The organism is Novosphingobium capsulatum NBRC 12533 (genome assembly GCF_001598375.1).
Taxonomy (GTDB): Bacteria; Pseudomonadota; Alphaproteobacteria; order Sphingomonadales; family Sphingomonadaceae; genus Novosphingobium; species Novosphingobium capsulatum.
Map to the genome: position 1 here is coordinate 34,751 of NZ_BCYV01000027.1, position 13,101 is coordinate 47,851.

The 13,101-nt window shown below is 65.1% G+C and carries 12 protein-coding genes; 2 read left to right on the forward strand and 10 right to left on the reverse strand.

Translation table 11 applies throughout. From position 1 onward, the window contains the following. Positions 1-23: 23 nt before the first annotated feature. The 8 genes from SCA01S_RS19595 to SCA01S_RS19630 all read right to left on the reverse strand — a co-directional run bounded on the left by SCA01S_RS19595 (position 24) and on the right by SCA01S_RS19630 (position 9,668). Positions 24-401, reverse strand: coding sequence for a putative periplasmic lipoprotein (locus tag SCA01S_RS19595; RefSeq protein WP_062788373.1), 378 nt, complete (start codon positions 399-401; stop codon positions 24-26). Beyond that, positions 398-886, reverse strand: coding sequence for an SRPBCC domain-containing protein (locus SCA01S_RS19600; protein WP_013849881.1), 489 nt, complete (start codon positions 884-886; stop codon positions 398-400). The genes SCA01S_RS19595 and SCA01S_RS19600 overlap by 4 nt, the downstream gene beginning before the upstream one ends. Positions 887-939: 53 nt before the next feature. Next, the gene (locus tag SCA01S_RS19605; RefSeq protein ID WP_004212878.1) at positions 940-4,185 is read right to left on the reverse strand and encodes an efflux RND transporter permease subunit; all 3,246 of its coding nucleotides are present in this window, start codon (positions 4,183-4,185) and stop codon (positions 940-942) included. Between the two features lie 3 nt (positions 4,186-4,188). Next, complete coding sequence (locus tag SCA01S_RS19610; protein WP_004212877.1) at positions 4,189-5,367, reverse strand: efflux RND transporter periplasmic adaptor subunit; 1,179 nt, start codon at positions 5,365-5,367, stop codon at positions 4,189-4,191. Then, complete coding sequence (locus tag SCA01S_RS19615) at positions 5,367-6,644, reverse strand: TolC family protein (RefSeq protein WP_013039111.1); 1,278 nt, start codon at positions 6,642-6,644, stop codon at positions 5,367-5,369. Before SCA01S_RS19615 ends, SCA01S_RS19610 begins: the two co-directional genes overlap by 1 nt. 60 nt (positions 6,645-6,704) lie before the next feature. Then, positions 6,705-7,001: a hypothetical protein gene (locus tag SCA01S_RS19620; protein WP_007406840.1), complete on the reverse strand. Its 297-nt coding sequence runs from the start codon at positions 6,999-7,001 to the stop codon at positions 6,705-6,707. A 73-nt stretch (positions 7,002-7,074) separates the two neighbouring features. Then, positions 7,075-9,042, reverse strand: a complete 1,968-nt coding sequence (locus tag SCA01S_RS19625; protein WP_004212871.1) for a cytochrome c/FTR1 family iron permease — start codon at positions 9,040-9,042, stop codon at positions 7,075-7,077. Then, the gene (locus tag SCA01S_RS19630) at positions 9,042-9,668 is read right to left on the reverse strand and encodes a cation efflux transmembrane domain-containing protein (RefSeq protein WP_004212870.1); all 627 of its coding nucleotides are present in this window, start codon (positions 9,666-9,668) and stop codon (positions 9,042-9,044) included. The genes SCA01S_RS19625 and SCA01S_RS19630 overlap by 1 nt, the downstream gene beginning before the upstream one ends. Before the next feature lie 78 nt (positions 9,669-9,746). Here SCA01S_RS19630 and SCA01S_RS19635 point away from each other — a divergent pair, with 78 nt between their 5' ends. After that, positions 9,747-10,163: a MerR family transcriptional regulator gene (locus tag SCA01S_RS19635; RefSeq protein WP_004212867.1), complete on the forward strand. Its 417-nt coding sequence runs from the start codon at positions 9,747-9,749 to the stop codon at positions 10,161-10,163. On the opposite strand, the gene SCA01S_RS19640 is transcribed toward SCA01S_RS19635, so the two are convergent. Further along, on the reverse strand, positions 10,157-11,359 hold the full coding sequence (locus SCA01S_RS19640; RefSeq protein WP_013039112.1) for an aspartyl protease family protein: 1,203 nt from the start codon (positions 11,357-11,359) through the stop codon (positions 10,157-10,159). The genes SCA01S_RS19635 and SCA01S_RS19640 overlap by 7 nt on opposite strands. Before the next feature lie 289 nt (positions 11,360-11,648). Then, a complete protein-coding gene (locus SCA01S_RS19645) occupies positions 11,649-12,221 on the reverse strand; it encodes a recombinase family protein (RefSeq protein ID WP_009824027.1) in 573 nt (190 codons plus the stop codon). A 191-nt stretch (positions 12,222-12,412) separates the two neighbouring features. Between SCA01S_RS19645 and SCA01S_RS19650 the strand changes: the two genes are divergently transcribed. Further along, positions 12,413-13,101 (forward strand): TnsB C-terminal domain-containing protein (locus SCA01S_RS19650; RefSeq protein WP_157089057.1); only part of this gene is annotated, 689 nt, incomplete at its 3' end.

The window sequence follows — 13,101 nt, forward strand, 5'->3', positions numbered from 1 at the left end:
GTGGCGTTCGAAGGCAGGGCAGTTCATCGCGTGCCTTCCTGCTCGCAGATCCGGGTACGGCCATCGCCTTCCACGATGGTGAGCTGCGACCCCTTGAAGGTCGCGGTGGCTGTTTCGCCGACATATTGCAGGCCCTGCGCTGGCGCGGTCAGCATCATCGGCGGTCCCCCGTTGGAGCGCCGCAAATCGATCTGCAGGCCGTTGTCCTTGTAATCGACGAACAGCGGTTGCCCGTCGGAACAGCGATATCTATGCCGCCCCATTTCCCCGGTCGCCACGGCGCTGTCGGACGAATGGATCTGCTGCTCCGTTGGCGGGGCTGGCGGCTTTCTTTCCGAGCACGCCGCGAGCCCGACAACGAGGATGACGGCGGGCAGCACCCGCTTACAGTGCATCATCATCGCGCCTTCCTCCTGCAGCGGAAGGGGACGCGCTGACGATTGATAGCCCGGGCAGGCTGACCTACCCGCCAGCGGAGATAGGTTGCGAGGCGATCGTCAGATTCGACCATCAGGGATCGCAGGCGGCGCAACATCATCGCCGCGAACGGCAGGGAGAGCGCCCCGCGCAGCGTGCAGCTATGCGTTAGCCTGGTGCCGCCATCGTCCCCCGCCAGCTCGTACCGCTCTTCGAGCGTGAACAGATAGGGGATGCCGCAGGACCAAGCGAAGGCGTGCGGTTTATCGAATCGATCAATCCGTGCTGGCGTCCGAATTGGCCGGGTGATGCCCTGGATCGCAAAGGTGCATTCTGTGTCGCCGAGCCGGGACGGATCATCGAGAAATACGAGCGGACTCCACGCCCGGCGATGATCCGGATCGGTGAGTGCCGACCAGATGCGCAGTGGCCCGCCGTGAAGCATCGAGCTGGTTATGGTGCGAGGCATATCCCCATCTCCCAGAGATGGGCGGGGCGATCGCGGATCGCCCCGCCCATCCATCAGGCCAAGTTGTTCACGAAGGTCTGACCGTGGTCGTCCCCTTCATGCTCCTCATTGTAGTGCTCGGGTTTCTCGATCACTTTCTGCCCGAACCGGGCATAGAGTGTCGGCAGCACGAACAGCGTAAGAAGCGTCGCCGAGATCAGACCGCCGATGACGACCGTCGCCAAAGGCTTTTGAACCTCTGCGCCGGCGCCTTCGCCCAGCGCCATCGGCACGAAGCCGAGGCTGGCGACTAGCGCGGTCATGATGACGGGTCGCAGACGCTGCATCGCGCCAACATGCGCGGCTTCCTCGCGGCTCATCCCTGATCGGATCAGATCTTGGATCGAGCTGACCATGACGAGGCCGTTGAGGACCGCGATGCCCGAGAGGGCGATGAAGCCCACTGCCGCCGAGATCGAGAAGTCCATGCCCCGCAGGAACAGCAACAGGACGCCGCCCACCAGCGCGAAAGGCACGCCGGTGAACACGATCGCGGCGTCGCGGACCGATCCCAACGCCCCGTAGAGGAGCAGCAGGATCAAAATGAAGCAAGCCGGAATGACCAGCTTCAGCCGTTCGCTTGCCGATTGGAGGTTCTCGAACTGGCCGCCCCATTCGAGATAGGTGCCGGCAGGCAGCCGGAGTTGGCTGCCGATCGCCGCCTGCGCATCCGCCACGACGGATCCGACGTCGCGGCCACGCACGTTGGCTTGCACCACCACGCGCCGCTTGCCGTTCTCGCGGCTGATCTGGTTCGGACCATCGACCACCTTGATCTCGGCGACGCTGGACAGCGGTACATAGCCGCCGCCTGCCACCGGCACCTGCACCTGTTGGAGCAGGCCGATGTCGGCACGCTGCGCCTCCGACAGGCGGATCACCACGGGGAAGCGACGGTCGCCCTCGAAGATCTGGCCCGATGTTCGCCCGCCGATCGTCGCAGTCACGGTGTCCTGCACATCCTGAGCCGTAACGCCCAACCGCGCCATCGCGTCGCGGTTGACGCGAATGTCGAGCATGGGAAGACCGGTCGTCTGCTCCACCTTCACGTCCGCTGCGCCTTGCGTTCTGCGCAGCACCGCCGCGATTTGCTCGGCCGTCCGGTTCATCTGGTTGAAGTCGTCCCCGAACACCTTCACCGCGATGTCGCCGCGCACGCCGGCGATCAGCTCGTTGAAGCGCATCTGGATGGGCTGGGTGATCTCGTAGGCATTTCCCGGAATCTTCGCGAGATTACCCTCGATCCGGCTGACCAGCTCCTCCTTGGGAAGCTCAGGATCCGGCCAATCCTTGCGCGGCTTCAGGATGACGAACATGTCGGTCGCGTTCGGCGGCATCGGGTCGGCCGCCAGCTCGGCGGTGCCCGTCTTGGAATAGACGAATTGCACCTCCGGCTGCTTCGACATCATCCGCTCGATCGGCACCTGCATCGCCTGGCTCTGCTGGACCGACGTTGCCGGAATGCGGAGCGACTGGATCAGCAAATCGCCTTCGTCGAGCTGCGGCAGGAACACCGAGCCGAGCGTAGTGAAAGCAAGCGCCGCCACCACAAGGCTTCCCACACCCGCACCGATCGTCAGCGTCGGGCGCTTCATGGCCCGGTCGAGACCGGGTTCGTAGCGCTTCTTCAGCCACGTGATGATGCGGCCGTCCTTCTCCTCGACCTTCTTCGACAGCCAGATCGCAATCATCGCCGGCACGAAGGTGAGAGAGAGGATGAAGGCGAAGGCGAGCGCGATGATGACGGTCAGCGCCATCGGTCCGAACGTTTTACCCTCCACGCCGGTCAGCGTGAGCAGCGGTACGTAGACGAGGATGATGATTGCCTGCCCGTACACAGAGGGACGGATCATCTCACGCGCAGCGGCTGCCACGGTCGCGAGCCGTTCCTTGACGCTGAGCAATCGGCCTTCATGATGCTGTTGCTCGGCAAGCCGGCGCAGCGCGTTTTCGACAATGATGACGGCGCCGTCGACGATCAGACCGAAGTCCAAAGCCCCAAGGCTCATCAGATTGGCCGAGACCCCAGCGCGCAGCATACCAAAGCCTGTCAGCATCATGGTGATCGGGATGACCAACGCCGCGATCAGGGCCGCACGGAAGTTGCCGAGCAGCAGGAAGAGCACGACGATGACCAGCACCGCGCCTTCGGACAGGTTTTTCGCGACCGTCTTGATCGTCGAATTGACCAGCTCGGTGCGGTTCAGCACCGGCTGAATTACGACGTCAGGAGGCAGCGAAGCGTTGATCGTCTTCAGTTTCTCAGCGACCGCGGTCGACACGATGCGGCTGTTCTCGCCGATCCGCATGATCGCCGTGCCGACGACGACTTCGGTACCGTTCTCCGATGCCGAACCCATGCGGATCGCCTGACCCGTCTTCACAGTCGCAACTTGTTCGACCGTGATCGGCACGCCGTTACGTGTCGCGATCACGGTCCTGGCCAACTCGCTGGCATTGCGAACGAGCGCATCCGAGCGAACAGCCAGACCTTCGCCATTGCGATTGACGAAGCCACCGCCGACGCTGGTGTTATTGCGCTCCAGCGCATTTCCCAGGTCCGTCAGCGTGATGCCGAGCGAGGCCAGCTTCTGCACGTCGGGCACGACGAGGAACTGCTTGGCGTAACCGCCAATCGAGTCGACACCGGCGAGGCCCGGTGTGGTCTTCAGAAGCGGCGTCACGATCCAGTCCTGCGCGGTGCGCAGGTAGGTCGCCTTGTCCTCTTCGGTCGTCAGTCGCTCGCCCTCTGGCGTGATGTAGCTGCCATCGGGCTGTTGGCCCGGTTCACCGGGCTTGTGCTTGTCGTCCTCGCGATGATCGAGACGAACGGTGTACATGTACACCTCGCCCAGGCCTGTCGCGATCGGACCCATTTCAGGGTTCACGCCGTCGGGCAGATTCTCTTGCACGCCCCGCAGACGCTCGCCCACCTGCTGGCGGGCGAAATAGATGTCCGTCGCGTCCGAAAAGACCGCCGTGATCTGCGCGAAGCCGTTGCGGCTCAACGAGCGCGTATATTCCAGGCCGGGGGTGCCGGCGAGCGCGGTTTCGATTGGAAACGACACCTGCTTCTCGACCAGCTCGGGCGAGAGGGCAGGCGCGCGGACGTTGATCTGGACCTGATTGTTGGTGATGTCCGGCACCGCGTCGATCGGTAGCCGGTAGAGGGAAAAGGCGCCGATGGCGGCGACGATGACGGTGAGGAGCAGGACTAGCCAGCGCTTCTCGACCGCCCAGGTTACGATACGGGCGATCATGGCTTAATCCTCGTGGCTCGCTTCGCCCTTGCCGATCTCGGCCTTGAGCGTGAAACTTCCGGTGGTGGCGATCTGTTCGTTGCCGGTCAGGCCCGACCGGACGATCACCGTGTCGCCCGACGCATCGCCGAGCTGGACCGGGGTCGCCTTGAAGCCGGTGGGCGTGCGCACGAACACGACCGACTTGCCCTCGAAACTCTGGACCGCCGTCGTCGGCACGCGGACCGCCCCGCTCCCGCCGCTGCCCGTGAGCTGCACGGCTGCCGTCACAGGCTCGCCGACCCGCCATTCGCCACCGCGATTGTCGAGGGTGGCGAGCGCAGGCACGAGCCGCGTCTGCGGATCAAGCGCCGGCGACACGAAGGTCACGCGGGCGGTCGCCTGACGGCCTGCCGCCTTCACCAGCACCGTATTGCCGGGACGCACCCGGCCCGCATCCTCGGGCTTGAGATTAAGCGCGATCGACACCTGGCTCAGGTTGGCGATGCGATAGAGTTCGGCATCCGCCGCGACCGTTTGTCCCAGCGTCACGGGGCGCGCAATGATCTGGCCCGAGATCGGCGCGGCAATGCCGAGCCGGTTGAGCCCGCCGCCGCCGACACCCGCCGCCGAAACCATGCTCTGCGCCTGCGTCAGGGCGATCCGCGCCTCCGTCGCCGCTGTGCGGGCGGCGATCAGATCCTGTTCAGGGGAGACTCTCTGCGCGAACAGCCGCTGTTCGCGCGCGAGGTTCGAATTAGCGAGCTGAAGCCGCGCCCGCGCCGCCTCGACCTCGCCCTTGATCTGCGCCGCCTCGCGGCTTTCGATGACCGCAATGGTCTGGCCGCGTCCGACCGATTGGCCGAGGTTACGGGTGAGCGCGACCACGCGTCCCGCAATTGCGGCCGAGACGACCTGCGTTCCCTGTGGGTCGCCCTCGATGATCGCGGGCAGCTCGATCGTCCCGGCCCCGCCGATGATCGGCCGTCCGACCTGGACGCCCGCTGTGGCGATCTGGTCGGCACCCAATGTGACGACGCCTTCACCGGCATGACCGCCTTCAGCACCGCCCTTTTCCGTGCCCGCTGCCGTCTCATTGGCAGCTGCGCCTTCGGCAGTTGCCTCGTTTCCGCCATCCTTGCCGCCGCAGGCAGCCAAGAGCAGGGCGAGCGACGCCGCGCCCGCGAGATAAAAGCTCTTCATCACTGATTCCCCCCATTGGGCGCACGAGCGGTCAGTCGCTCCACTTGCGCGCGGGCATTCTGGTAATTGGCAAGCGCGTCGATCGCGGCGACCCGCGTTTCGGCGAGCGTGCGTTCAGCATCGAGCAATTCGAGCTGGCCGAACTTGCCCTCGCGATAGCCGATCCGCGCGATGCGGGCGGCCTCCTGTGCAGCCGCCAGCGCCGGCCCCGACGCCGCACGAGCCGTCGTTGCGGCATTGGCCGCCTGCGCCTGCGCGTCCGTGATCGCCTGTTCGATGTCGAGCGCGGTCACGCGGCGCTGCGCATCCGCCTGGGTCCGCTGCGCGGTCGCCTGCGCAATCGCGGCGCGACCATTGTTGAACACCGGGATCGGGATCGACACGCTGAACACCGCCGCCATGTCGTTGGTCGCTTCCAGGCGGCGGATCGACGGCCCGACGTTCAGGTCAGGCACGCGATTGGCGCGCGCGAGCCGCACGCCGGCTTCGGCAATGGAGAAATCCGCGTTGGCTGCCGCCAGCGCGAGTGTGCCGGTCGTGTTGACCGGTGCCAACGGCCCATAGACGTTCACATCGGGAAGGCGATCGAGCAGCGTGTCATCGAGCAGGCCGTCGATCGGCCGTCCGATCCGACGCGCCAGATTGGCGCGGGCCGCCTCGGCCAAGCGAAGCTGCCGCTCCACATTGGCGTCGGCATTGATACGCGCGACATCCGCGCGCTGTTGCTCGAGTGGCGATGCCCGCCCTGCCTGCACGCGAACGCTCGCGGCCCGCAGCGCATCGCTGGCGATCCGGGCCTGATCGCGGGCTGTCATTACCCGGCGATCGGCCGCGACCGCTTCGACATAGAGCTGCGTTACCTGAAGCCGGACATCCGCCGCGATGATCGCGGCCTGGATCTCGGCCCGGGACAATTGCGCATTGGCGACCGCGACGCGGGCGCCGCGCTTGCCGCCTAGCTCGATCGGGATCGCAAAGCCGACCGTGGTTTCCGCGCTGCGGACCCCCCGATACGGCCCGGAGCCGATGACATTCTCGACTTGGCCTTGAACCACCGGATTGGGCCGCAAGCCGGCGACTGTGCGACCTGCACGGGCCGCGTCGATTCCAGCTGTCGCCGCTTCCGCAGCAGGGGCCGAACCGCCCGCTGCACTGACCGCTTGGTCAAGCGTGTAGACCGGCGCATCCTGCGCAACAGGCGCGGACGGTCCGACCTGCGCCTGCGCCATCGTGGCGCAAGACGCTGCGGCCAGCATGGCCGCGAGGATACGATTCATGAAAATAGGACTCCTGACGATGATCGACAGGGGCGCGCCAACGCACGCCCAAATCGGACGTCAGGCTTGGGGGGGCCTCAAATGGACCATGCCGGTGCGGCCGTCGAGCGACGCAGAGGCGGAGATTGTCGGCTTGGGCACTGTGAGGACGGGGGTATATTCCATCGTCGTGCGCGCAGGCGCGCCGACGTCGTGTCCGTGACAATAATTGTGATGATGCGGGACATTCTTGTCCGAGTCCGATGGCACCTGATCGATGTCACCGGCGGTATGGACCGTGAACTCAACGCCCGCGATGCTTCCCCCCGCCAGATCGGCGGCATGGGCCATGCCGGAGAAGCTGGTCAGGACCAGCATCAGGCATGTCAGGAAAGGCAAAAAGGCTCGCACTAGCTTGCCTCTATCACGGAAGGGTTTTCATGTCATTGCACTAATTCGAACCAAGGGTCACTGAGCCGGAACCCGAGCGGGATCGGTCGCGCCCGTTCCAGGCGAACCCGACCGCAATGGCGACCGCCATCAGGAGTTGCGCCAGCACCGATTGCCAAGTGGGAAACACGCCGAGCATCGACAGCCGTGGCACGTCCGCGAGCGGTGCGATGTTGATAAGGCCGGCTTCCTGGAGCGCGGCGACGCCTTTACCCGCCAGCACGACGGTCAGGACCGCCATGAGCCAGGAGCTATAGCGGAAGAACTGCGCGATCGGCAGCTTGCGACTGTAGCGAAGCATGGCCCAAGCGATCAGGCTGAGCAGTCCAATCGCCGACCCGGCCCCCGCGAGAAGCATCCCGTTGTCACCTTGCGCCGAAAGCGCGGCATAGAACAGGATCGTCTCGAAGACCTCGCGATAAACTACGACGAACGCCAGCCCGAACAGGAACCAGCCCGACCCGCCCGAGAGCGCCCGCGACATCTTCTCGCGAATATAGCGCTGCCACTGATCGGCCTGCGCCTTGCCGTGCATCCAAATCCCGACCGAGAGCAGCACGACCGCGGCGAACAGCGAGCCAAACCCTTCCGTCAGCTCCCGGCTCGCACCGCTGATCCCGATCGCATAGGTGGCGACCGCCCAGGTGATCCCGCCCGCGATGATCGCGCTGACCCAGCCGCCATGCACGTACCGCAGCGCCTCGCCGCGCTCGGCTTTACGCAGGAACGCGATCATGGCGACAACGATGAGCAGGGCTTCGAGCCCTTCACGCAGCAGGATCGTGAACGCGCCCAGGAACGTGGACGCTTCGGTGGCGGCATCAGGCGCGAGCGCCGCTTCCGCATCGTCGAAAAGGCCGCCCAGTACTGCGACCTTCTCCGCGAGATCATCGGGCGACGCGCCCCGGTCGATCGAGGCGCGGAACTCCCCCATCGCGCCCTCGATTCGACCCATCAGCGTCGCGTCGCGCGCGGTGAGTGTTGGCTCGATCGGCTCGAACCCATCGAGATAGGCCGACAGCGCCAGCTCTTTCGCCATGCGCGCATCGCCGCGCCGCGCAGCCGCCACGCTTTCGGCGAGTTTGGCGCGGGCGACCGCGAGCGAGCCGGGAGCCTGTTGTATCACCTGTTCGGGATGACGACGCAGGAATGCGAGCACTGGGTCAGCCTTGGCGTCGCCGATCGCCGCGCCGAGCGCGGCCGGGGTGAGCGCGACCAGGGTTTTCAGGTCCGGAATGCGCCGGCGAAGGGTCGGGTCGGATTTCCAAAGCCGCTCGCCTTCGCGCGCCTGCGCATCCGTGAAGGCGAAGCTCCCGGCTCGGAATGCTAACGCCCAGCGCTGATCGTTGGGCAGATCGGCGAAGCTCTGCATCGCGGTCCCGTCGATGCCTTGCGTCACCACCTGATAGAGCGCGAACACGCTGCGCTGGCGCGCGCGCTCGGCATCGGTGAAAGCAATCGGGGGCGTAGCGAGCTTGGCGGCGTCAGGGCCACGGCCGTTGCCCGTCATCCCGTGGCAGGACGCGCAGGATTGTCGGAACAGTGCATCGCTGGAGACGAGGTTCGGAGCCTTATCGGGCGCGAGCGGCACCGGGTAGGCGCGCAACAGATCGGCCGCGAGCCCGTGCGCCAATGTTGCCACCTGTTCAGTCGGTCCCTTTTCCGCGATCACCGCCTGGAGGTTGGCAGCCCGCTGGATGAGGGCTTGACGCTCCGGCTTCGCCGGCAGGCCCTGAAGCCGTGTCGAGACCGACGCGGCGAACTCCGTCATCTCGGCATATTCCGACGTGCTCTTGATCCGACCGTTGGCGACCGCGCCGCCATAATCGACGGCCATATAGTCGAGCAGCCGCCATGCGGTTTGCACGTCGCCGGGTTCGGCGATTGCCGCAGCAGGGATCAGCAGCGCCGCGAGCGCGGAGAGCAGCCGCAACGAGAGCATTGCCCGGATCAACGCGAGCAGACGCACTACCGCTCTCCCAATTCGCGCCGAGCGCCAGTGACGATTTCATAAGCGGAGTGGAGGAACAGGAGGGCGATGAGGCCGGCGACGGCGAGGTCCGGCCAGGCGCTTCCTGTCCACGCCACCAGACCGGCCGCGGCGATCACCGCCACGTTGGCGAGCGCGTCGTTGCGGCTGAACAGCCAGATCGCGCGAACATTGGCGTCCCCTTCCCGGAAACGCGCAAGCACCAAGGCGGACACGACATTGATCGCGAGCGCGACAACGCCGATTGTGCCCATCAGTTCGGCATCGGGCGCGGTTGCGTTCAGGGCGCGCCAAATCGCGAAACCGATTACGCCCACGCCAAGCGCACCGAGAAACAACCCCTGCGTCAGCGCGACCTTTGCCCTCGCCCGTGCGGACCAGGCAAGCGCGAGAAGACCGATAAGGCTGATCGACCCGTCCCCGAGAAAATCGAGGGAATCCGCTTTCAGCGCTTGGCTATCGGCGATGAACCCGCCGAACAGCTCGGCGACTCCGAAGCCGAGGTTGAGCACCACGACGGTCAGCAGCGCACGGCGATAGGCCGGATCGGTTTGCGCGCGCGCGGGCTCCCCGTGGCACCCGCAGCTTTCGGTAGAAGCATTCATGCGGCCTTCCTTACCACCTCCAGTCGCTGTAGAAGCAAGCGAAATGTGCGACACGTTCGCATAAGCAAGGATGGCATGATGAAGCCGGTGATGATTGGGCAGCTCGCCAGCGAGACCTCGACGAAGGTGACGACGATCCGCTTTTATGAGTCGATCGGGTTGCTCCGATCCGCCCCTCGCACGGCGTCGGGTCGCAGAACCTACGATGCCAGTGACATTGAGCGTTTGCACTTCATCCGCAACGGTCGCCGGCTTGGCTTCTCCGTCGACGAGATCCGTTCGTTGATGGGGCTGGCGCAGAACCCGGACCAGGATTGTGGTGCCGCCTCAGCTATCGCTGCTCAGCACCTCAAGGATGTGGAGGAGAGACTGGCGCAACTCGCGGTGTTGCGGGATGAGTTGGCAATGCTCAGCCAGAGCTGCACCAAGGCGCGCATGGCCGATTGTCGGATCATGAAGGCGATCGGCAAAGGCCACCCTCAAGCCGATCAATAATAATCGGCCAGCCTGAGCTCGCGCACATCACCCGAGGCCATCGTCAGCTTTACGAGGGTGCCAGCAGGCCGGGAGCGCACTTGCCAGAGCTCCCCACGCGTATAGTTCGCATCGATCGAATGGCCGTTCACCGCCACGATCCGGTCGCCGACCGCCCAGCCAGCCTTTTCTGCGGGACTGTTCGCCGCCACATGAACAACGGTGAGCGCCGTTGGTGAGGCTGCGAGGCCAAGGCCGCTACGGTCCTTCAGCATCGGCAGGCGACGACGAGGACCGAGTGGCCGGAGCCACACGAATCCGGCGGTCACGTCGAACACCACGTCGAATTGAGCGATCAGCGGTAGGCCGACATTGCCAACCGTGCTGGTGGAGAGCCAAGCTCTCATCCCGAGTGTGGGGACGTTCGAGACGCCAAGCCCTTCGATGTTGATGTTCTGGATCGTGAAAGCATCGTTGATACGCACACCATCGACGCCGCCGATCGCCGCGGTCGAGACGAGCTTCCCGTTCAACAGCCCTTGATCGCGGGCATAGGCCGACGAGAGCATCAGCGCGGCCGAGCTGCCAAGATCGATCATCAAGGGCACGGGAGGCAAACCCGAGACGGAAGCTCGAATGAACAGCTCCTGCTTGGCACCGCGCCCGAGCGCGACAGCGCGCCAGTCGGGACCGGCGAGAAACGTGCCTGACTTGACGACCGCCATACGCCTTTTCGCGAAATCGAGCGCGATGCAGCTACCCGTGAACATATCGGCACCGAGGAGGATATCGATCGGTCGTCCGAAGGCCGCCGACACTGAACTCAGATCACCAACGACGGCAAAGGGTAAGCGACGGGTTTCGCGGGCGAGCTGTACGTCGATGTCGCGGACCAGCAGCACCGGGGCCTTGGCGCTCAGCCCGCTAATCATGCGCCGCTCACCATCGTTCAAGCCGAGCTTCGCCGCGAGCGCCGTGCTCATGATCGACGCGCCGCTGCCACTGTCGAGCACCGCCCGCACCGGCACTCCGCGCACTTGTGCCGAAACAAGGAGGGTATCACCCGTGCCGACTTCCAGCGGCTCCCATTCGAGGTGAGCCGCACCGAAGTTCCACGAGCCCGCAGACCGGGAAGTCTGTCGCGCGAGCGTTGGAGAACCGAGCACCAAGCCGGTTCCACAGGCCACCAGCCGCGCCACTAATGAGCGTCGAGACATACCGATTGCTTCAACACGGGCCGTCAAAAAGCCACCTCCAGCCCCCCGTCCGCAGGAGAGCAAATTGCGGTTACATGCTCCAGCCACTGGAGGAGCAAGTGCTTTTGGTGCGCCCGAAAATCCTCAGAAGCGCTTGGAGAACTTTAGATGAAGGATGGTGCAGACCGCTTAGATGCCTTCCCGATAACGAACGGTTCCGGGGGACGCTGGGCCGATCGGGACCGCGAACGGTGTAAACGCTCGCGCTAAGTGGCGGCATTCTGATCGCGCTATTTGTCGGCGAGCGTCGCTACGCGGCTACCGGCTTGGTCTCGGCCGATCGCACATAGGCGTAGAGTTTTGGCTTGGAGATGCCGAGCATCGAGCAAATCTTGGCGATCGGCATCGTGTTCTCGTGGTAGAGCCTGACGGGCAGGTCGCGCTTGTCCTTGCCGAGTGCGGCCGGCCGGCCACCCTTCTTGCCGCGAGCGCGGGCTGCGGTGAGACCGGCCTGGGTCCGCTCGCGGATCAGGTTGCGCTCGAACTCCGCCAATGCCCCGAACAGGTGGAAGGTAAGCTTGCCCGACGTGGTGGTCGTGTCGATCGCCTCGTGCAGGCTCAGCAGCCCGACCTTTTCCTCGTCGAGGTAGGTCATCCATCCGATCAGATCACGGAGCGAGCGGCCGAGCCTGTCGAGGCGCCAGACCACCAGTGTGTCGCCGGCGCGAAGCAGCTCCTTCACCTTTTCCAATCCAGGGCGAGCGGCAGTCGCCCCGGAGGCCTTGTCGGTGATGACCTTCTCGCAGCCGGCAGCCTTCAGCGCATCACGCTGGAGGTCCAGGTTCTGCTCGGCGGTCGATACGCGGGCGTAACCGATTTTCATGCGTAGGGCCGGTGGCGCCCCGATCGGGCGCGGTTTGGGAAGAAAGTCGTCATCGGCAGGTCTATGTTGCCCTAGTTTTCTTTACCGGGTAGATTTACGTCGAACAGGCCGGTTTGGCAACGCGAGCGGACTCGCATGGCGATGGGCAGGCAAATCTCCGTTTTCCTTACCTGCGACACGGACCGTCGGCGGTGACGCATCCGGCGCTTGTCCCGCCGCTGGCGATCGAGCGCTACCGCGTCCTTGAACCGCACCTCGCCGATGGCATCCCGCTCGCGGACCTCGCCCGCACCGGCACGCTGAGCGAGCGGACGTTGCAGCGCTGGCTCGGGCGCTACCGTGCCGAAGGACTTGCCGGTCTCGCGCGTCTGCCGCGCAACGATCGGGGCAGGCTGCACCTGCCGGAACATCTGGTCGAACTGACCCGCACTCTCGCCACCAAGCGCCCGCGACCCCCGGTCGCCGCCATTCACCGAAAGGTGCAGGAACTCGCCATCGCGCATGGACACCGAACCCCCAGCTATGCGGCCGTCGCGCGTGTCGTCAGGGCGATACCGGCAAGCCAGATCGCCGCAGCCTCCGATCCGGCCGTCTACCGCGACCAGCACGAGCTAGTGCATCGGCGCGAAGCCGCGACCTCGAACGAGATGTGGCAGGCCGATCATACCGTTCTCGACATTCTCGTGCTCGATGATGCCGGAACCCCGGTGCGTCCTTGGCTGACCGTCATCGTTGACGATCACAGCCGAGCCATCGCCGGTTACTTCCTCAGCCTCGATGCCCCCAGTGCCCTCAACACGGCGCTCGCCTTGCGGCAGGCGATCTGGCGCAAGCCCAATCCCGAATGGATCGTCAGCGGCATTCCCGAACAGCTTTACGT